Annotated in this window: 16 protein-coding genes and 1 pseudogene; 1 reads left to right on the top strand and 16 read right to left on the bottom strand. The window is 64.8% G+C overall.

From position 1 onward, the window contains the following. Positions 1 to 65 precede the first annotated feature (65 nt). The 10 genes from AKJ09_RS18765 to AKJ09_RS18720 form a co-directional block, all read right to left on the bottom strand. Positions 66 to 1,865, bottom strand: a complete 1,800-nt coding sequence (locus AKJ09_RS18765; RefSeq protein WP_146648575.1) for an IgGFc-binding protein — start codon at positions 1,863 to 1,865, stop codon at positions 66 to 68. 10 nt (positions 1,866 to 1,875) lie between these two features. After that, on the bottom strand, positions 1,876 to 3,237 hold the full coding sequence (locus AKJ09_RS18760) for an RCC1 domain-containing protein (protein ID WP_146648574.1): 1,362 nt from the start codon (positions 3,235 to 3,237) through the stop codon (positions 1,876 to 1,878). Next, on the bottom strand, positions 3,234 to 4,541 hold the full coding sequence (locus AKJ09_RS18755; RefSeq protein ID WP_146648573.1) for a hypothetical protein: 1,308 nt from the start codon (positions 4,539 to 4,541) through the stop codon (positions 3,234 to 3,236). Before AKJ09_RS18755 ends, AKJ09_RS18760 begins: the two co-directional genes overlap by 4 nt. Continuing rightward, positions 4,538 to 5,767 (bottom strand): beta propeller repeat protein, encoded by a 1,230-nt coding sequence (locus tag AKJ09_RS18750; RefSeq protein WP_146648572.1) that lies wholly within the window; start codon positions 5,765 to 5,767, stop codon positions 4,538 to 4,540. Before AKJ09_RS18750 ends, AKJ09_RS18755 begins: the two co-directional genes overlap by 4 nt. Then, entirely contained in the window at positions 5,764 to 6,987 is a 1,224-nt protein-coding gene (locus AKJ09_RS18745) for a hypothetical protein (RefSeq protein ID WP_146648571.1), read from the bottom strand. Before AKJ09_RS18745 ends, AKJ09_RS18750 begins: the two co-directional genes overlap by 4 nt. Then, on the bottom strand, positions 6,984 to 7,688 hold the full coding sequence (locus AKJ09_RS18740; protein ID WP_146648570.1) for a hypothetical protein: 705 nt from the start codon (positions 7,686 to 7,688) through the stop codon (positions 6,984 to 6,986). Before AKJ09_RS18740 ends, AKJ09_RS18745 begins: the two co-directional genes overlap by 4 nt. A 2-nt stretch (positions 7,689 to 7,690) precedes the next feature. Then, positions 7,691 to 8,269, bottom strand: coding sequence for an RNA polymerase sigma factor (locus AKJ09_RS18735; protein WP_146648569.1), 579 nt, complete (start codon positions 8,267 to 8,269; stop codon positions 7,691 to 7,693). Between the two features lie 26 nt (positions 8,270 to 8,295). After that, the gene (locus AKJ09_RS18730) at positions 8,296 to 9,360 is read right to left on the bottom strand and encodes a hypothetical protein (RefSeq protein ID WP_146648568.1); all 1,065 of its coding nucleotides are present in this window, start codon (positions 9,358 to 9,360) and stop codon (positions 8,296 to 8,298) included. A 185-nt stretch (positions 9,361 to 9,545) separates the two neighbouring features. Continuing rightward, positions 9,546 to 9,875 carry a TfoX/Sxy family protein gene (locus tag AKJ09_RS18725; protein ID WP_146648567.1) on the bottom strand — a complete coding sequence of 110 codons (330 nt, stop codon included), beginning with the start codon at positions 9,873 to 9,875 and terminating at the stop codon, positions 9,546 to 9,548. A 109-nt stretch (positions 9,876 to 9,984) separates the two neighbouring features. Further along, a complete protein-coding gene (locus AKJ09_RS18720) occupies positions 9,985 to 10,647 on the bottom strand; it encodes a hypothetical protein (protein WP_146648566.1) in 663 nt (220 codons plus the stop codon). 1,079 nt (positions 10,648 to 11,726) lie between these two features. On the opposite strand from AKJ09_RS18720, the pseudogene AKJ09_RS56145 reads away from it, so the two are divergent. Then, a pseudogene (locus AKJ09_RS56145) lies at positions 11,727 to 12,206 on the top strand (transposase); the annotation flags it as partial. A 781-nt stretch (positions 12,207 to 12,987) separates the two neighbouring features. Here the strand turns inward: AKJ09_RS56145 and AKJ09_RS54880 are convergent. From AKJ09_RS54880 to cml, 6 genes are all read right to left on the bottom strand, one after another. Next, positions 12,988 to 13,896, bottom strand: a complete 909-nt coding sequence (locus tag AKJ09_RS54880; protein WP_146648564.1) for an SPFH domain-containing protein — start codon at positions 13,894 to 13,896, stop codon at positions 12,988 to 12,990. A 25-nt stretch (positions 13,897 to 13,921) separates the two neighbouring features. After that, positions 13,922 to 15,268: an NfeD family protein gene (locus AKJ09_RS18705; protein WP_169927652.1), complete on the bottom strand. Its 1,347-nt coding sequence runs from the start codon at positions 15,266 to 15,268 to the stop codon at positions 13,922 to 13,924. A gap of 139 nt (positions 15,269 to 15,407) precedes the next feature. Next, positions 15,408 to 16,487 (bottom strand): synaptic vesicle VAT-1 family membrane protein, encoded by a 1,080-nt coding sequence (locus tag AKJ09_RS18700; protein WP_240488517.1) that lies wholly within the window; start codon positions 16,485 to 16,487, stop codon positions 15,408 to 15,410. Positions 16,488 to 16,510: 23 nt separating this feature from the next. Further along, entirely contained in the window at positions 16,511 to 17,263 is a 753-nt protein-coding gene (locus tag AKJ09_RS18695) for a hypothetical protein (protein WP_146648562.1), read from the bottom strand. Then, the gene (locus AKJ09_RS18690; protein ID WP_146648561.1) at positions 17,260 to 18,492 is read right to left on the bottom strand and encodes a hypothetical protein; all 1,233 of its coding nucleotides are present in this window, start codon (positions 18,490 to 18,492) and stop codon (positions 17,260 to 17,262) included. Before AKJ09_RS18690 ends, AKJ09_RS18695 begins: the two co-directional genes overlap by 4 nt. 124 nt (positions 18,493 to 18,616) lie before the next feature. Next, a complete protein-coding gene (gene cml / locus AKJ09_RS18685) occupies positions 18,617 to 19,813 on the bottom strand; it encodes a CmlA/FloR family chloramphenicol efflux MFS transporter (RefSeq protein ID WP_146655578.1) in 1,197 nt (398 codons plus the stop codon). Between the last annotated feature and the right edge of the window lie 64 nt (positions 19,814 to 19,877).

Here is a 19,877-nt window from a genome sequence, read left to right as displayed (position 1 = left end):
GGAAGACGATATCGCCGATTCGTACGCCGGGCACCGGTCAGTTTCGACCGTGGAATTTCAGAGCGTCACTTCACCGGCATGGTGACTTGCGTGAGCGGACGATTTCCCGCGCCCCCCGCGTAGCCGTAGCTCGCGCAGTAGCCCATGCCCCAGACCGTGAGGGAGAACGGACCGTCGCTCTTTGCCTCGTGCCTGCCGGCTCCACAGGTGCCGGAGGCGGGAGAGAAGCTGTGGGTGAGATCGACCCACGCGTACTCGTACTGGCCGCCTTTGCCGAGAGACTTGAAGTTCGGAACCTCGCCGAGGCAATCGAGCTCGACGGGATGAAAGCCGTTCTGGTCCTTCTTGCGGACGATCGTGAGCGAGGTCTCCGGAAACGTGTAGTCCGCAAAGAACACGTAGCGATCGAGGAACTGATCGCCAGGGACGAGGTTCACGAAATCGGGGTCGCCGTCCGTGGCCTTGTAGCCCTGCCCGCTGTCGTCGTTGAAGAGTGCGCCAGTCATGACGACGGACGCGTAGAACGGATGGTCCTTGTCCTGGCTCTTCACGCTGAGGATCTTGTCGGTCCAGACGGTCGCGAGCTGGCCCGCCGAAAGGGTCTCCGGGGCGTTGAGCGGGCGCTCGGGATCGTACGTGAGCACCGTTCCGTCGACGGCGCCGACGAGGCGATACGGAACGCGCTCGGGCTTCGGATTGTCTCCCTGAATGCGGCTGCGGAAAGGCACGAGCGGATATTCCGAGCCCCAGTGCGCGACGGGCGGGATCTGCTGCTGGAGGGTGTCGCACGCGGCGATCGTCTCGGGAATGTCGGTGCACTTGGATCCGCCGAAGAGCCCGATCGGCTTGTTCGCGGCGATGGGGCTACCGGACAGTTCGTCGACCTGCGTGATCTGGACGACCTCACCGCGATTGAGCTTGAAGGTAGCGATCTTGCCGGCCGCACTACCGGTAACACCGGCGCCGTCGTAGAGATCGACCTTGGGCTTCATCCGAACCTCGGTGTCGTCCTCCATCGCGACGATCTGCATCGAGGGGCCACCGAGGGGGCGGAAGTAGGGATCCTTCGACATCTGCCAGGCGTTCACGGCGACGTAGTTCGTCGACCACGAAGAGGTCGGCAGGAGGAGCGTGGCGGTCGGGAAGAACGTCTTGGCCCCGCCGTACGGGAAGATCGAATACGCGCTCACCGGCACGTCGGTCTTGATCGAGAACGCCTTCGTCTTGCCCGTGCCGTGGCTGATCGGGTCGCCGTTGTAGGCACCGAGCGTCCCTAGCGGACATGCCGAGAAGTCTCGGTAGACTGTCGGGTCGGGCCGCGGACGGATCTCCGAAAGGAAGACGATCGCCACTTGCCCGGGTGGAAGAGCACCTTCCAGCTTGGTGTAAACGGGCTCGGTCCCGTTCATCTCCACCGTGTAGATGGAGGCGCCGAGATCGAGCGGGTCCGTTCCGTAACGCGCCTCGATGGTGGCCGGCGTGTCCCACGTATTGGCAATCATCGCTGCGAAGCACGAGCCGGCGAACCAAACGTCGTCATCCGGCGGGAGCGTGTAGAACCCGCAACCGGCCGAGCCTTGCGCGAAAGCCGCGGCGTCGCACGGGGCCACGCAGGTGCCGTTCGCGCAGCCCTTCTGGGGCCCGCAATCTTCGATGACAGCTTCCGTGCAACCGTCGACCACCTTCTTCATGTCGCGCGAGCAGATCTTGCCCGAGCAGGAAACCGGCGGCAGTGTTCCAGCCTCCTCCGGAACGAGCGCGATGGGCTGATCATCGGCAAACGCTCTCTCCGAGCTGCTGCAGGCCGAGGAGAGAACGAGCGCGCCGAAACACGCGAGCATAAAGCCAAGGGTCGAACGATTCACGGCAATTACCTCAATCGAACTTCACGACAACGGCCGTCGTATGGCGCTCTTGGTCGATCGTGCCTTGACCGAGGCCGCCCTGATCATTGCCGCCGACACACTGGACGCTTCCACCTTGCATCAGCGCGCACACCGTACGGGCACCGACCCAGACGTGGACCGCATGACCGCTGAAGCCCTTGGCCTCCGAGAGGAGCGGCTGGAGCGGATCGCCTGCGTTCGGCGTGGCGGTGTTGGGAACGCCCGTCGCGAGCTGGCCATAGCCATCGGAGCCGCAGCATTCGATCGTGCCGTTCGTCTTGCGTACGCAGACGTTCGAATAGCTGACGGAGACCTGCTGAGCGCGCCCTTCGCCATGGGTTCGGATTTCGAGCGGCTCGAAGATCGGGTCCTTCACGCCCGAGCAGGCAAGCCGACCGTCGTTGCCCCAGCACATGAGCTTTCCGTTCGCCACGGCGCAGGCATTGGCCGCGATCATGGAGACGCTGCTCACGTTCTCGAGCCCCGCCATGGGCATGGGCACGATGCCGGGGTACTTGACCAGCTGAGCCTCGTTACCCCACTGGTAGAGGCGCCCATCTTCGGCGACCGCGTAGGCCATGCTCCTGTAGTTCGACGACGAGAACCCTCCCGCAGTCCGTACCTGAATGCCGGCGAGATCGGTGGCCGGCCCCGGAGCCATGTACGGCCCTTGCTCCGCCGAACGAGCGAGCCCGAGCGAACCGTTGTCGCCCCACGACCAGACCGTGCCGTCTTCCTTCACGGCGAAGACGAGCCCGAACGAGCCGACCGCGACGTGACGGAATCCGGTGAGCGGGATGCCATCACGTGTGATCTTCGCGAAGTCGTGTGGCACGTAATCCGAGCCCGGCGGTTCGTGACCGAGCTCGTTGCCCTGATTGGAGCCCCAGCACCCGATCGAGCCGTCGCCGAAGCGTGCACACGTCGTTCCGTTGCCGGCAGCCAGCTGGACGACACCCGTGAGCCCCATATCGATGGGGGTGGGCTTGTCCGTATACGTTCCGCCGTCGTACGTTCCGAACGCGATGTAGCCCGAGCCCCAGCAGCGCACGGTCTTGTCCTCGAGCAGCGCGCAGAAGTGGCTGCCTCCGCCGACCAGCTGCGTGACACACGGCTGGGTATTGCAAACGACCGGCTCGTCGGATCCATCGAACGGAGCTTGGGCATCGACGATCACGTCGCTACCCGCGTCGCTCACGGGAGGTGCCGTATCGGGGAGGTTTGCGCTCGATTCGACCGCGGCGTCGGAAGAAGGCGTGTCGAAGCGCGGCGTGCTCCCGTCGTCGCTACAGGCGACGAGAACGAACGCAGCGGAGATCGGTGCTGCACCGAGAAGGAAGAGCCGTTTCATTGCGCGCTCGCAGAGGGTTTGTGGGCGATCTTGTGGAGGGCGATCTGATCCCCCACGATCCAGAGGTCGTCGCTCGACGAGCCCCACATCGCCTTGAAGTTGGTGGCCTCAGGGATCTGCTGGACCGTCGTCTTCACGAACGAGAACTTCGTGCCGTCCCAGTGACGCAGCTGGCCGCCATCACCCGCGATGTAGACGTCGTTCGCCGACGTGCCCCAGATGGCGCGCGTGTACCAGATGCCTTTGCATCCCGTGCGCCCATCGGAGCTACGGCACGTATTGAACGAACTGTGACTCCAGTCGAAGTCACCCGACCCGTCCGTCTTCTTGGTGCCTGTGAAGAGCGCGTCGTACGAGGGATCCCAGTCGACCGCGATGTTTGCACCGAACCACACATGGTCGGGACCGAACGATGCTCCCGACGCGATCAAGCTCCCTGTCGACGACGCGTTGCCGCCGAGCTCGACCGCGCTCTCTTGCACGAAGGTCATGACGCCGTCTTGCAACCGACGGCGGTAGAGGAGCCCGTGGGTCCCCCCGTTGCAGAACGAGCAGTTGTTGGTCTCGACCGCCGAGAGCCAAACGTCGTCTTTGCTCGAGCCCCAGATCTTGAGTCCGCTCAGCGGCCGTGAGGTCGAGATCGGATCGAGCTCCCAAGCATCGCTGCTGTCGGCGCTGCCGGTGCCCGAATAGTGGAACACCTTGCCGTTGTACTCGTAGATGTACGTGAGGGTCCCGCCAGCGGCCCAGACGTCGTTGGCGTTGGTTCCCCAGATGGTCGTGATGGGGCCGCTCAGCACCTTCTTCCACGTAAGCTTGTCCGACGATGGGCCGGTTCCGTGGAACAAGCCGGAGTCGCCGCCGACCCAAATGTCCGTCGCGCTGGTGCCCCAGACGGCGTGGAGGCGAAGCGGATCCTTGTAGACTTCGGTCCAGGCCGTCCCGTCCCAGCGGAGGATCGAGCCTGGGCTCGCGATGAGCTGTTGATCGCTCCAGGTCACCGACCAGACGATTCCGTCGCCCGCACTCCACACGTCGCGCACGAGCGACTTCGGCGGAAGCACGGTGTGGCAAACGTCGTCGTCCGAGCAGATCCTGGCGACCGTGGCGGAGTCGTCGCCCGCGTCGGGCGTGCCGGGATCCGTCGTCGTCGCGTCGTCGCTCGTCGAGATGGGCGCATCGGGAGCGCCGCCATCGTCCGCGGGCGTGCCAGGCGCCGAGGTATCTTCACCACTCGAGCAAGCGACCGCCAACGTGAGGAGCGTGACGGTGAGCGCGCCGAGGACTTTCACGCGCGGATTCATCGAGAGCCTTTCTTCGGACCGGTGTAGTGCAGAGCGATCGCTTCACCGACGATCCACACGTCGTTCGGGCCACTGCCCCAGATCGCGTAGAGACGCGGCTTCGGACCGGCCGGCAACGTGGCCGTGGCGTTCGTCCAGGACGTACCGTCCCAGTGGATGATGGTGCCGTTGTCGCCGGCCGCCCAGACGTCGTTCGCGGAGGCTCCCCAGATTGCGCGAAGCTTCTCGGTCGTGTTCGACTCGACGATCTCGAAGCGCTGCTTCGGATCATTCGACCAGTGACGAATCGTGCCTTCGTCGCCGACGAACCAGACGTCCGAAGCGCTCGAGCCCCAGACCCCGAGAAGGTTCTTGGTCGTGAGTGTCGTCTTCAGCGTGGTCCACTGCTCGTAACTTCCGCCGTTGCCGACAGGGCCGTTCGAGTGAAGGATCTTGCCGTCGTTGCTCGCGACCCAGAGGTCGTCCTCGCTCGCGCCCCAGATCCCGTTCGCGTCCGGGCACGCGACGCTGTAGTCCTGGCAATACGTCGAGGCTTCGTCCCAGATGTAATTCGCGCCGGGATCTCCGCCGAAGCCCACGCGGCGACGCCAGAGCGAGTTCGGCGGCCATCCGGACCCGGGGGGCCCTGCCACGAAGACGTTCGATGCGCTCGTCCCCCACACCTTCGTCACGGAGATCCCCATCCAGTTCGTCGGGTCCCCCGGGTCCAGCGGCTCTTCGAGCGTGAACGATGCGGTACCGCCCTGCAGGCCGGTGCTGTGGAGAATCACGCTACGCGACGAGCTGATCCAGACGTCGTTCGCCGAGCTGCCCCACACGCTGAAGAGCGTGTCCCTGTGGCCGGACGGGATCAGCGACCACGCCGCACCGTCCCAGTGGACGATGGTTCCGGCGGAGCCCACAGCCCAGACGTCGTTCGACGAGCTCCCCCAAACACCCGTGAGCGCATAGCGATCATCCGCGTTCGTCGGCACCGCACAGAAGTCGGCCTCGTCGCAGGTGAGCACCTCGGTCGTGCAGCCTCCATCACCAGCATCGGCGCACGCGGCGTCGATGTCGACGGAGGCGTCGGGCGATGCCCCCGCGTCGGCCGTGGAGGGTCCGGGAATGGTGGTTGCGTCAGGCGCGGTGCTGTTCTGGTCGTTGGATTCTGCGCAGCTCGCAGAGCCGACGACGAGGGCGGCGAGACCGAGCACCAGGACGGAAGCGGGATAGAGAGTTTTCATTGGGGCTGAACTCCCGCATCACACTCGACCATTGCGCACTTGCCTTCGACACAAGGCTGACCAGCCTGCGTATCGCAACGCGTTCCGCAGGTGCCGCAATTGGCATTGCTCACCATCAGATTCGTCTCGCAACCATTCTGCGGGACGCCGTCGCAATCACCCCAACCCGGATTGCATTCGACTTCGCACATGCCCTTTCGGCATGCGCCAGCTGCGTTCTCTAGATAAGACGTGCAATCGTGGCCGCAGGTCCCGCAATTCGTGAGATCACTCAGCAGGTCGTGACACGCGTAGTTGTAGCCGTCGGTGCAGAGCGTCTCCGCCGGGTTCTGGCAAAGACACTCGGGGACGCCGTCGTAATTCGAGTCGAAGCAGACCTCGCTGTCCTTGCACTTGATCCCGCAGCCACCGCAATTGTTCCGATCAATCTTTCCAGCGTCGATTCCGGTAAGGACCTCGCAGCCGTTCGACTGATCCTTGTCGCAATCGGAGTAGCCCTTCTTGCAGCGAGGCTTCCCGCATTCGCCGTCAACGCAAGCGTTTTCCATATGGGCCAGCGTGGACGGCGTCGTCTGGCAAAAGCTTTTGCAGGCGCCGCAATTCCGCTCGTCGCTGCGAGCGTCGATGCACGAGCCTTCGCATTCGATGAGACCGGCGGGGCATCCGCACTTGCCATCGAGACAGTTCACGCCGTCGGGGCACTTGTTCCCGCAGGCGCCGCAGTTGTTCGGGTCCCTCGAGAGAGAGACCTCGCAGCCGTCCTCGAGGATCTTGTTGCAGTCAGCCCAATTGTTGAAGCCGCCGTTCACCAGCGTCTTGCCACATGCCGGCACGCATGCGCCGTTCACGCAGCTCGACGTCATGTTGAGATAGCCGAACGTTTCCGGGCAGACGCTTCCGCACTCGCCGCAGTTGTTCGGATCGCTCGAGAGATTCGTCTGGCAGAGATAGTCACCCCCGCACGACGCGTACGGGGCGGGACAGCTCGTGGCCATGCACATGGCGCGCGTCGGGGTGAAGACGTCGGTCGACGCATCACCGCCATCCGGACGAGGCGTGAACGTCGGCGTCTCATCGATGACGCCCGCGTCGTGGCCTTCGACGCCGACGTCGATGGAGTTGGCGCAGCCCGACGGCACGAGCGCGAGGAACGCGAAGGCCGCCGCAGGCAGCGCAACGAGGCTCCCGATGCGGGAAAGGGAAGAAACGCGGGGAGTCATCGTTCGTCTCCGAGAATCGTCTGGATGCGCGCGAGGTGCGCCGACTTGGGGTATTGCGCGCGGAATTCGGCGGCGCGCGTGCGAGCTTCGGCAAGGCGTCCGAGGCGCGCGAGAGCATCGATCGCAATGACGTCACGCTCCTGGAGGAGGACGCCACGCGGATAGAGAGACGAGTGATCGCGCGTCATCGCGAGCGCGCGTGCCGGATCGGAGACGAGCGTCGACTGCGTACGGCGGAGGAAGCTGCCTTCGCTCTCCGACGGCTCTTCGACCTTGGGCGTCGTCGTGGTCACCACGGACGCCGAAGGACGAGCAACGGCCACGCGTTCCTTCTTCGGAGCGGCGGGCTCCACGGGCGCAGCAGGAAGGTCGAGCACGGACACCGACGACTCGGTCGACGGTGAAGGCGACGCAGGCTCGGCGACGGACGGCATCGCCACGACGGGCGCGGGCGTCGCATTGACCGGCGCGTTCGAACGCGTGCTCATCACATAGAGGGGCGCGGCGAGGAGGCCGAGGCCAAGGGCGGCCAGCAGCGTGTTGCGCATTCCCACCGACGCGAAGAAGCCTCGCGGACGCGGCGTGGACATGAACGGTTCGAGCCGGCGCTCGAGCGCCTCGAGCTTCCCCGGGCTGGGATCTTCGCGTTCGCCTTGCACGAGCGCGTCGAGCAGGGCTTCGTCTTCGGGTAGCGTTCCCATCGTCACTTCACCGAGCGGTTCGACTTGGAGAGCATCTCGAGGAGCTGCTTTCGAGCAGTGGCGAGTCGAGAGTGGGCCGTCTTGAGCGGCACGCCGACGATCTCGGCGACCTCCGCCATTGGCAGGTTCTCGATCGTGTGGAGGACGAACACCGCGCGCTTCTCTTCGTCGAGCCGCGCGATGAGCGCCGTGAACTGTCGCTTGTCGGAGAGACGATCCGCCTCGTTGGGCGCGCTGGGATCGGTCCGGAACTCCGGCGTCTCGTCGACGAGGACTTCCATGCGATGGCGCGCACGCTTGCGGTAACCCGCGGCGACGCGAATCGAGATTCCGTAGATCCACGAACGAAGCGACCCGTGTGGTTCGAACTCGGGCAGCTTCTTGAAGATGATCAGGAAGACCTCTTGACTGAGGTCGTCGAGATCACGCTCCGCGACGGACTGGTACTTCAGCGTGCGCCAGACGAAGCCGGCATAAGCTTGGAACAGTTCGCGCGGGGGCATGACGAGAGTCGCCGCGTCGTCTTTCTCGAAACGGCGCAACCCCGCGGCCAATGACTCCGCAAGTGACGTCACTTTCATGCAATGCAGCCGACCCTGGGCTGTTCCTAAAAAATATCGAGGGCGACTCCGATCGACGAGACGGCCGTCACGGTCGAGGTTTCATGGATCGACATTTTTTGCCCGTTGAGGTCGAGCGTTTTGATGTCGATTCGCTGGGGCGTTGCCGACAGCCCGAGCGTGCCGAAGAGACGAACGCCACGCGCCACGGCGACCGTCCCGTAGACGCGTAGCGCGCCGCCGAAGGTCGCCGAGACGCCGGAACGGTTTTCCATGAGGCCCGAGCCCCACGCCACATAGAGGGTCGCCTGTGGCCCAAGACAACCGTCGAGCTCGAATTTCCCGCGCCGGAGCGAAGGTGCGCACACGGAGGCATCGATCTGACTGGTCGACTGCCAGAAGGTGCCGCCCTGCGGCGTGTCGAACGGACGGACGGTTTGGAGGCCGGACAGAGCGAGCGGAAGGAATCCTGGGGGATCGACGAGACCGAAGACGTGGAGGCCGGGCGCAAAATCTGCGTTGCCGTCGAAGGTCACCGCGGGACCGAACCCGACGAAGCCTTGCCAGCGCCGCTCGTTGCGCTTCTCGGCAGGTCGCGGAGGAGGCCTCACCGGAGGAGGAGTGGTCGCAACCGGGGGTGACGGCGGCATGGCCGGGGGTGTCTTGGCTTCTTCCTCTTCCTCACGCGTGCGCGCGAGGTCGGCCATGATCGAGAGCGCCAAGGTGATGCCGTCGGTCGCGCCCGCACACGACGTGCTCTCGATCGTGATGTCACGTTCGCCGAGCGGCGTGCCGCGCGCGGAGAGCAGCGTCATGTGCGCCGAGTAGCGCGAGGGGGTCTCGGCTCGCTCGAGCTGGACGTGAAGCGTTCGCTCGGCCTCCTCACGAGCGACGAAGACCCGCCGGCCGAGGGTCCGTTCGACCTCCTTCGCCGCGTCGTCGCGCGAGATGCACCCCTCCGTTCCGGGCCCCGTTTCCCAATCGAGCCATACGCGGGTCGCCTCGAGGGCATGGGCCGGCGCCGGATCGGCGAGTGCCCCGGGCACGTACGAGGTGAGCCCCAGCACGCATACGAGCGCGCCTGTCAGGGTCCCTCTCGTTCGCGCGCTCATCGAGCTTGCAAAGGTACCAAAGAATTCGGCGTCCTCCGGGGCTCCCCGTCCTTCAGCTTCGCTCGAATGTCACATCGGACGTCCCCCAGCACTTCCGCAAGCCCCGCAATGGACCGCGGCGGCTTCGGTCCTCAGGCATCGAAGCGGATTGGCGGCGCCGGCTACGCGGTGACTTCTCGTCGGACCTATTTCGCACGCAGCGTTCGGACAAACTCGCGCGCCGCTTCGAGCAGCTTCCGGCGAACTGCGTCGTTGCCCCAAACTTCGGGTGCAGCTCGTACCCAGCCGTCCATGTGGCGCGTCCCAGACCTCATCGGTTCGACCCCCGCCATCTTCAGCGCCCAGCCATCGTTGCCTTTTCCGAGCCGGACGAGCATCCCATCGTCACGCGCACCGCACAGAAGGTTCCCGTTCACGAGCCACGCCCAGCCGCCGAACATGGCTTTGGAGGTGAGCTTCGGCACCTCCGCAAGGTCGTCGTTGAGCAGCTCTTCCAACCCTCGATCCCGCGCCATCAGGTCGATGTGTAGCCGGCCTTGCGCCGTCCGTCTTGCGCTCACTTCGCCCGAGTCCCTCGCCGAATCGCGCGCTCTCGATCCATGATACGTGCACGCGCTTCGCCGACTATGCAGCACGGGTCCGTGTCGGGTCCGACGTGCGCGTGGTCTTCTTCCGCGCTTCCTTCGGCTTCCCCGACCAGAGGACGACGTCGAAACGTTCGCAGAGATCCCCGATGAGCAGCGGTTGGCCGTACGCGGTGAGGTAGACGACGGCCATCTGCGCGGGGCTTCGTGCGCGAAGCTCCTTGTTCAGTTTCGCTTCTCCCGGGTGCACCTTCATCGTCGCGTACTGGTCGAGCCAATAGGCGAAGGCGCTCTTCGCCGGCTCTGCTTCGACGAGGCCCGTCGCGATGGCCAGCTCGAGTCGGGCGAAGAAGGCGAGAAATGCGTCGTAGGCATCGCGGATGAGCGCTTGTTCGCCCGTGAAGACCGTGCCCGCGGGCTCCTCCGCGTGATTGCGAAGGGCAAGAAGGACGTCGCGATTTTCGATGAGCACGTCACGTCCGTCGAACTTCACCTGTCGCGTCGTCCAATCGAGAATCGTGCAGGCGAGCTTGAGGAGAGGTGTCGATTCGAACGTCTCGACGAATCTATCGAGGCGCTCGGAGCGCTTCCATCGTTGCCCCTCGCGCCACTCGTGAATGGCTTTCGCGAATCCGATGGCTGCGCCCAAAAGGCCGATCGCCGTGAACACGACGTCGAAGACATTCTTGGTCTGATCGTCCACGTTCCCCCTGACGGTCTCAGACTACAACGAGCCATGCTTCGCCGCCGCAAACGGCTTGTAGCTGATGAACTTTGGCGGCTTTGCACCGCACGTCTCTCGCCCGGCACCTCTCAACGCTGACACGCAGATAGCCGAGCATCGGCCGGATCGGCATGAATGTGCCAGCGCCGAGGGGCGACGACATGCTTGGGCGCTTTTCGGTTGGAGAGCGCGATGCGCGGCGGGCCGGCGGACTACGAAGGGGCACGCGAGTTCTTGATTGGGCGCTTCGCTGCGCAACGCGAGACATATCCAGAGTTGGTTGTGTCGGTCGACATCTCCGGAACCCCTGCTCGACGAGCCGCCGAGGAGAAGCGCCCAATCAAGAACTCGCGCCGAATTCCAACCCCAACCGCAATGGCTTCCCCATCATTGTGAGCTTCTCTCTGTAGAAGATCTCGTGAGGTGCCTTGAAGCCGAGCACCTTCCGCGGTCGACAGTTTCGTGTCTCCTCCAGCGCTGTCGTCGTCCAGTCGGGATAGCGCGCTAGGTCGGTGACGAAGATGGGCACGCCGATTTCGTTCGCGAGAAGTTCGTCGCGTTAAAAGTCGAGCCCATTGTCGTTCGTCATCGTCTTTGTGAGCGCCTTGTGAGGCGCGAGTGCTCGTACGGTCTCTTTCGCAACGTGCTCGCCACCTCTCACCCGTGAACGCAGTCGCGCTCCCAATGGCCAATCTCCGCTCGTTCGTTGGCCCGCCGAGGCCGTACTGCAGCCGCCCACTGATTTGCTCTGGGCTCCAGCTCAATCGCAGCTCCTGTTCGATCAGCGTCTGCAGCTCTCCCTGGATCTTCCGGGAAGCGATCCCTTTGAAAATCCAGCGCGCCCGCGATGCGCACGAGCGGGCTCGACTTCTCCTCATCGTTGCGCGTCGGTCCTGGACCTGGGACGAGCACTTGATTTGGCGCTTCTTCGACATCTCCGGAGACTCCGGCTCGACGAGCCGTCGAGGAGAAGCGCCCAATCAAGACAAGATTCAACTGCAAACCGCCGCGTTTACAAAACTCCGCCATTCAAACTTGCCAACCTCGACTCAGCCATTATGTTGATTGCCCTGGCGGCTCGCGCGTCAGCACCAAGCAGCAGACGAACCGTGTTGCGTGGTGAAACGGAGGGGGAATCGATGAGGGGAACGCAGTTGGCGTTGCCGGAGCCACCGCGTTGGGGTGGCCAGCGACCGGGCGCAGGGCGAAAGTCACGTGATGGGGTTCGCCCGGGAGTCGCGCATCGGCGTCGGCCTGACCATGACTTCCGGCATCCGGTGCATGTGACGCTTCGTATTGCGAAGGGCCTACCGAGCTTTCGCAGCGAGAGGCTTTATGGGGCCGTCGAGTCTGCCATTCGAGCGACGCGTCGCGACGACTTCCGCGTCGTCGAGTTCTCGGTACAAGACGACCATGTCCACACGCTGGTCGAGGGAGACGGTAAGCGGTCGCTCGAACGAGGACTGAAGAGCCTCATCGCCCGCATCACCAAGCGAGTGAAGAAGCTCCTCGGCGTCCGACGAGCCAAGCTATGGGCCGATCGCTACCACCGTCGGGATCTGACGAGCCCCCGCCAGGTCCGTAACGCACTCGTCTATGTGCTCGCAAACTTCAAAAAGCACCTCCGCATCACACACGGAGAGCCCCGCATCGATCTGCGCTCGTCCTCGCAGTGGTTCAGCGGTTGGATTCAGTCACGTCCGCTCCCCGCACAACCCTCGCCCGTCGAGCCCCCACGAACGTGGCTGGCACGCGTCGGATGGAAGAAACACGGCTTGATCCATCCCGGCGAGTCCCCGATCGGCCCAGTGGAGTGGGTGCGGACGAGGACGAGGATGCGGACGAGGACGCGCGGGCGGAACTGCCTACGTCGTCGGTCATTGGCTCGAGAGTGGCAAGACAGGCGTCTTCGCCGTGAACGAACAGTCGACCACGCGCATCGTCGACAACAGTGTCTTCGGGTTGGCGATCGCGGGAGACACCTCACCTGCATGTCGCCGGACGACAAGATCCTCGTCGCACCTCTCGCGAATCCTTCCGACGTGAAGGACACGGGCGCGGTCCCGCAACACTACACACCGTTGTCGGCCAATGGCGACAACGTGTACTTCCTCTATCGTGTATCGACGAATGGGAGCGTCGGACCACTCGCGGCGATAAATCTGAAAAACGAGCTCGAAGCGAAGGTGGTCGGGCCCTCGATCTTCGGAGGAGGAAGTCAGACACCCGCCGTGAACGCAGACTACGTCTACTGCTATGAGGGAGACCGCCTCAAGGAAGCAAGCTGCGAAGCAGTGAGGCGTGCCGTCGAGAGCGCGCTCAGTGGCGGCTCTCGGCCAACGGGATCTCCTCGCGGGGCCCGGTGGCTCCGGCGATGTGCTCGACGAACGGGCGGACGAGGCTCGCGAGCTCGAGCGGGACGACGATCTTGGTCGCTGGATTCGCTCCCATGGATTTCAGCATATCGAGGTATTGGAGGCTCATCGTTTTGTCGTCGATCGTGTGGGCGACAGCGAAGATCGCGTCGAGGGCGGATGCGAAGCCCTGTGCCCTGAGGAGGGCCGCTTCGCGGGCGCCCTCGGCTTCGAGGATCGTCGCTTGTTTCTTTCCTTCCGCGACGCGAATCGTGGCGGCACGCTGGCCCTCGGCTTCGGTGACCATCGCGCGCCGTGTACGTTCCGCCGACATCTGGCGCGTCATGGCCTCGTGAATCTCGCGCGTCGTCGAGATCTCTCGAATCTCGACCGCCGTTACCTTGATTCCCCAGCGGTTCGTCACTTCGTCGAGCTTGCCGCGCAAGGTATCGTTGATCTGTTCGCGTTTCGCGAGGACGTCGTCGAGGAGCATGCTTCCGACCACCGCACGGAGAGTCGTGATCGCGATACCGCGCGACGCCCCTTCGTACTTCTCGACGTTGAGCACGCTCGAGAGCGCGTCGACGATCTTGCTGTAAACGAGGAAGTCGATCGCGAGCTGCGCGTTGTCTGCGGTGATGGTCGTTTGCGGCGTGACGTCGAAGAAGCGCTCGCGCAAATCGACGACGACGCCACGATCCACGAAGGGGATCAAAAGGACGAGCCCGGGCCCCCTTGCACCGAGCGCACGGCCGAGACGAAAGACGACCAGCCGCTGGTACTCGGGCACGATGCGGATGGCTTTGACCAGCATCGTCACGGCGAGTCCGACCAGGAGAACGACCACCACGACGTCGACGATGTAGGAAGGCATGGCATTCTCCTCGGCAATGACGAATTCACGAATTCAGAAGATCGGTCACGTGCAGCGCCTTCGTGACCCGCAGGGTGACGCCGCTCGTCCCCACCACCTCGACGTGCTCGCCTTGATGGATGGGTTCGTCCTCGGGTTCCGTCGCCGCGGTCCACACCTCGCTGTCGACACGCACGGTTCCGGTCGGTGAGAGCTCCGAGAGAGCCACGCCGGAACGTCCCACGAGCGCTGCGGTTCCCGTGCGTACGGCGAGGCGGCGAGCACGGAGTGTCGCGCGCACCACGCCGAGGAAGAACGCAGCAACGAGCGCGGACATCGCGGCGATGAGCCATGGGCTCACTCGAATCGCAGAAGCGGGAGCACCCGGCGTCAGCGCCCCAGGCCGGCCGTAGAGCAAGAGCGATCCGGCGACGAGCGCGGCAAGGGCGAGCGCTCCGAGTACGCCCATCGCCGTATGGATCTCGGCGACGAAGAGGCCGATGGCGAGCAGGATGAGCAGCACGCCTGCCCAGCTGATGGGGAGGTTGCCGAACGCGACGAGCGCGAGAACGATGCCGATCGTACCAAGCGTGCCGGGAACGATGGCCCCCGGGTGATAGACCTCGGCGACGATGCCAAGGAGTCCGAGCAGGAAGAGTAGATATGCGACGCTCGGGTTGCTTAGGACCTGGAGCGCCTGCTCGGTCGGGAGCATGGAGCGTTCATCGACCGCGACGCCGGCGGTGTGTAGCGTGCGCGTGCCCTCGACGGTCGGCGCGCTGCGGCCGTCGAGCTTCTGTAGGAGATCGGGAACGTCGGTCGCGACGAGGTCGATGACGCCCTCACGCACGGCCTCGTCGGCGGTGAGCGAGACGCTCTCGCGCACCGCCTGCTCAGCCCATGCCGCGTTGCGGTGCCGCGTGGTCGCGATGGATCGTGCGAGCGCTGCCGCGTCGTTCACCACCTTGTCTTCCATGCGCGGATCGGGCGTGCGTCCGCCGAGCTCGACGGGATGCGCCGCGCCGATCTCGGTGCCCGGTGCCATCGCGGCGACACCGGCCGCCATCGTGACGTACGTGCCCGCGGACGCTGCGCGCGCCCCAGCAGGAGCGACGTACACGGCGACCGGAACACGCGCGCCGAGCAGGGCTCGCGTCATCTCGCGCATCGACTTGTCGGTTCCACCGGGCGTGTCGAGCCGAACGACGACGAGCGGCGCGCCCTCGGCCGTTGCTCGGTCGAGCTCCCGGGTCAGGTAGCGAGCCGAAACGACATCGACCACGCCGTCGACGGACAAAACGGGAACGGCGCGGGCGGCGCTCGCACCATTCGCCGAGTCCTGCGCTGCACTCGCGGGCCGGAGCCCAAGCGGCAGCGCAATGGACAAGGTCACCGTCAACGCAGCGAGAAGCCAACGCCAGCGCTGTCGGAGCTTCGCAAGGGTGGTACGGACAGGACGCCCGATCGCTCCCATCGCTCAGGCGAAATGCAGAAATCGTTCCTCGCTACCCTGCGAGAGAGAGCGGCGCACTTCAGGGCAGGAGCACGAGCTTTCCGATCGTCTGGCCGGACTCGAGGTCGGCGTGGGCACGTGCGACGTCGGCAAAGGGGTACGTCTTGACCGGAGGCGCGTGGAGCTTTCCCTCCGCGAGCCAGGTGGAGAGCTGCGTCATCGCCTCCGTGAGGAGATCCAGGCGGTCGAAGAGATAACTGAGATTGAAGGCCATGACGCTTTTGCTGTCGTTCGTCATGGCGAGAGGGCTGAAGCGCGGAGTGCGAAGAAAGTCGATCGCGAGTTTCGGCCAGTTCGGACGTCCGCCCGACTTCGGCATCATCGAGTGGAATCCGTAGACGACGAGCTTTCCGGCCCGCCGCAAATGTCCATAACTCTCACGCAGCGTCGAGACGCCATTGGCGTCGGCCACGACATCGTACCCTTCGGGCGCGACGCGCTCGGCCGTTACCCAAAGGTTCTCCCGCGACTTGTCGATGACGTGATCCGCACCGTTCTCCCGAACGCTCGCCACCTTGTGGCTCGAACCGACGACGCCGACGACCTCACAACCGAGAATCTTGCCGATTTGCACGAGCTGGCCACCAACGCCACCGGCCGCCGAATGCACGAGGAGTTTCTGCCCGCGCCGCGGATGGGCGAGCTCACAAAGCGCATACCACCCGGTCATGTACACCGCAGGGAGGGCGGCCGCTTGTTCGTGGCTGAGATGACGGGGCTTTCTGTAGACGTACTTCCGGTCGACGACGACATGACTCGCGTAGCCACCGAACCGGGTCACGGCAAAGACCTCGTCGCCAACCGCGAGATCGTCCACGCCGTCGCCGACCGCGCCCACGACGCCGGAAACCTCGAAGCCCGGCGTGATCGGCCAACCCACGTATTCTTTCGCCGACTCGTAGAGTCCCATCCGCACGATGGTGTCCGCGAAGTTCACGCCGATCGCCGCGACGTCCACGCGCACCTCGTGCGGAGCCGGCGACGGCATCGGGTGACTCTCGAGCTTCAGTCGATCATGGCCGCCGGGGGTATGGACGACGATCTTTCGGCACTCCGAGGAAGGCATGGTCGACAAGAGATACAGGTTCGTGGTGGGCATGCCCACCGTTCCGAGTGCTTCTCTCAGTGATGGCCCGAATCGCAGTCGCGGAACTCTTCGGTGGCTTTGCCGGAGCGATCGAGCTTCTGGAACCATACGCGTTCGCCGCCGCCGTTCACCTGTCCGAAGTAGGAGCGTTCTTCGAGCGTGCCGTCCCCGCGATAGGTATCGCACCAGATCTGATAGGCAAGACGCGCGGCGGGTTCGAAGTTCGCGCACGGTACCGGGCCTTTTCCCGCAAGCGTTCGAATCGCTGCTTTCGCTTCGCCGCGGGGGCGACCGCCACCTTCGCGAGGCACGTCCGTCGCGCGCGTGACGCCGCACGCACATACGGGGCCGAAGCCGGCTTCTTCGAGGAAACCTTTTCCAATGCCGCTCTCGGCGAGCACGCCACACGATACCGTCGGGCGAGACTCTTCGCACGATTGACCGCCTCCCGGCTCGACGTCGACGAATGCCGTTCGGTCGAGCCGTCCTGCCTTCGCGCAAGCGGCCTGGACGAGACACATGCTGCGAACCAAGGTGCTTTCGCCGCCCACCTCGACCTTCTGGGGGCGGTCCGGCGTGGCCGACGCGGCGTCGGCCTGCGTCCCCGCGTCGATCGGTGCGCTCGGCGACGACGGGATCGGGAGCGGACCACCAGCATCGACATCGGTGACCGAGGCGACGGTTGCCCGGCGCCTCTCCTGCGACGTCTCACGGTGGCAAGCCACGAGCACCAAGGCTCCTGCCACGGGCGCCGCGCACCAGCGCTGACCGCGCATGACCATACTCATGTGCAGTCCCAGCTCCATGCGCTGATTCGACAATCGTCGCACCAGAAGCCATTGGCCACGCCTCCCGAGCCCCACGCATGCTCGGTCGTTCCGTGACGGGGCTCCTCGAGCGGCAAACCGGAGTCGAGCGAGAGGAGATGGGACATGCGGAGGCCGCAGCCGATGCAATTCGGATAACTCGGCGACTGAACGAAGACGGGATATCCGCCCAGACGATAGAGATTTTCGTCGGTTCCCTCTCCCCATGATTGGAAGCGCTTCGTCGCGGGCGAGCGAACGAGCCTTACCTGCGTCGACTGGAATGCCGGGTGAGGTCGAACCTCGTCGCTCTCGGTCTCGATCGTTCCGTCGGGATGGTGTCGATAGAAGCTCTCCGTTCGCTCGTCTTCCAAGATCCAAAGCGACGCGGCGAGCACGAGCCGCGATGCCGAGACTCCCAAGCCCGGTGGGACGGGGTCGAGCGTGAGGATATGCTCGAGACGCACGCGCCCGCCCTCGGCGTTCCGCCCTTCGATCGCGCCGCCGAAGGCGAACGTCGACGGCAAGGCTTCGCCTGGCGGAAACTCCAGCGCTTCTTTGGGGCGGCCACCGAGATAGCCAGGGGGAAACGCCAGATGAAACGCGGCGCGAGGCCATGCGCGATGAAGGGTGTCACCACGCAGCTCGTAGCCATACTCGCGAAGGCCCCACTGGGCGATGCTCATCGACCTCTTCGCGGCATCGTCGGACGAATCGGGCACCGTGACCGCTGCAAGCGCCCGACCGAGGGATGGTTCCTCTGACGCATCGAGCAAGGCGAGGTGCGCTGCGGCACGCCATCGATCGGAGCCATCGCGCGTCTCGAACATCCGACGAAGCCCCTCGCGCGCCACATCTGGACGAGCCTGGAGCATCCGCATCGTCCGTGCGAAGCCGACGTTCCAGTCGAGAAGCTCGTGCGGCGCATCCGCGAAGTAACTCGGCTCCGCTTGGAAGAGCGCGTCGACGAAACATCGCGCGCCGTCGGCATTCCAACGCGCCTTCAGAATGGCCTCGATCGAAGGAAGCCACCAATCACGCGGAAAGAGCTTCAGAACGTCCCTGTAAGGATACCCGAAGTCCGTCTTCTCCTGCGCCTTCGCCTCGATGTATGCGACGACCTCGTCTCGCGAGAACTGCGCGGTCGCGAGCGAGGGCTCGTTGTACCGGACCTTGTCCAAGCGTTCGTCGAAGCTCTTCGTGGTTGCCATCGTCCAGCTCCTCGTCGCGAATCATCGCACGAGAGCCAACGAGCGGCACGCCGGCTTGGAGAACCTCGAGGGCCGTCGCCGAGCGCCCGTCGATGACGCTCGGCGACATGCCGTCACGATTGTCTCAGCCCCGGCGCTCGCGGGCGGTTCGCGACGAGAGCAGCAGAACCGACGAACCACCGAGCGTGCCGTAGACCACGAGTGGCCACGCGCTCTCGCCTGGTAGCAGCACGACGGCGGCGGTGCCGGCGGCGACGAAGCACAGGCTGCTCGCGCAGTGGTAGAGCGCGGTGGCGGTGCCGGCGATTTCGGAGAATGCCACGAGCGCGCCGTTGGCGGCGACCGAGACAATCAGCGCGATTCCGACGGCGATGATCCACATCGGCAGCATGAACGCGACGACGTGGTCGAACGCCACCTCACGCACGACGAGGAGCAGCGCCCCGAGCACGACGAGACGCAGGCCGCGCGAGAAGCAGCCCGCCAGACCATGGCGTTCGATCATCCGATTCGAGAATCGCGAGGTGCCGAAGAGCACCAACGCGACCGTGCCGAACAGGAGCGCGAACCCGAGCGGAGAGTAGCCGTAATGGTGAACGAGCAGAGCCGGGGCGATGGAGAAGTAGACGAAGAATGATCCCATCGCGACGCCGTAGCCGAGGGTGTACCGCCAGAAGTCGCGATTCCGAAGGACCGTTCCGAACGAGCGAAGTTGGACTCCCTTATCGTCGTGCTCCGCGGGCTTGGTCTCCGGCCACACTCGAAATGCACGCAATCCGGCCATCGCCGCGAGAAGGGCCAACGGCAAGAAGATGGCACGCAGGCCACCCACTTCGTACAAGCCGGCGCCCAGCAGCGGGCCGAACGCCGGGACGAACACCAGAATGGCACTCATCACGCCGTAGATGCGCGCGCCTTCGGGCCGGTCCGCATAGACGTCCCGCACGGTGGCGAACGTCGCGACCAACATCGCCGCTCCACCCGCGGCCTGGCCAATCCGCAGCAGAACGAACGGCCAGAACGTGTGCGTCCACACGAGAGCCAATGACGCGAACGTGTACGCGACGGCCCCCGTGAGAAGGACCGGACGACGGCCGAGCCGATCGGAGAGCGGTCCGAAGACGAGCTGCCCCATGCCGAGCAACACGAGATAGCCGCTGAGCGTGAATTGAACGCGCTCGGGCGTGGTTCCGAGGATTCCGGGCATGTCCGGAACCGCCGGCAAATACATATCCATTCCGAGCGACGCGATGAGGTCGAACGGACACAGCAGCACCAGCGCTGCCGTGAGGGAGAAATTCCACGAGCGTCGAATCTGAATCTGATTTTGGGGTCGAGTGCGCACGACGGCGCCTCCTTTTCGAAGGGTCGAAAGGATGGCGGCC

The organism is Labilithrix luteola, from assembly GCF_001263205.1.
GTDB lineage: Bacteria > Myxococcota_A > Polyangia > Polyangiales > Polyangiaceae > Labilithrix > Labilithrix luteola.
This window is presented reverse-complemented; position numbering and strand designations above follow the sequence as displayed.

Bases quoted from the DNA above. Each gene is read 5' to 3' on its own strand.
- AKJ09_RS18760 (WP_146648574.1), bottom strand. From the start codon at position 3,237: ATGAAACGGCTCTTCCTTCTCGGTGCAGCACCGATCTCCGCTGCGTTC.
- AKJ09_RS18755 (WP_146648573.1), bottom strand. From the start codon at position 4,541: ATGAATCCGCGCGTGAAAGTCCTCGGCGCGCTCACCGTCACGCTCCTC.
- AKJ09_RS18750 (WP_146648572.1), bottom strand. From the start codon at position 5,767: ATGAAAACTCTCTATCCCGCTTCCGTCCTGGTGCTCGGTCTCGCCGCC.
- AKJ09_RS18745 (WP_146648571.1), bottom strand. From the start codon at position 6,987: ATGACTCCCCGCGTTTCTTCCCTTTCCCGCATCGGGAGCCTCGTTGCG.
- AKJ09_RS18740 (WP_146648570.1), bottom strand. From the start codon at position 7,688: ATGGGAACGCTACCCGAAGACGAAGCCCTGCTCGACGCGCTCGTGCAA.
- AKJ09_RS18735 (WP_146648569.1), bottom strand. From the start codon at position 8,269: ATGAAAGTGACGTCACTTGCGGAGTCATTGGCCGCGGGGTTGCGCCGT.
- AKJ09_RS18730 (WP_146648568.1), bottom strand. From the start codon at position 9,360: ATGAGCGCGCGAACGAGAGGGACCCTGACAGGCGCGCTCGTATGCGTG.
- AKJ09_RS18725 (WP_146648567.1), bottom strand. From the start codon at position 9,875: ATGGCGCGGGATCGAGGGTTGGAAGAGCTGCTCAACGACGACCTTGCG.
- AKJ09_RS54880 (WP_146648564.1), bottom strand. From the start codon at position 13,896: ATGCCTTCCTACATCGTCGACGTCGTGGTGGTCGTTCTCCTGGTCGGA.
- AKJ09_RS18700 (WP_240488517.1), bottom strand. From the start codon at position 16,487: ATGCCCACCACGAACCTGTATCTCTTGTCGACCATGCCTTCCTCGGAG.
- AKJ09_RS18695 (WP_146648562.1), bottom strand. From the start codon at position 17,263: ATGAGTATGGTCATGCGCGGTCAGCGCTGGTGCGCGGCGCCCGTGGCA.
- AKJ09_RS18690 (WP_146648561.1), bottom strand. From the start codon at position 18,492: ATGGCAACCACGAAGAGCTTCGACGAACGCTTGGACAAGGTCCGGTAC.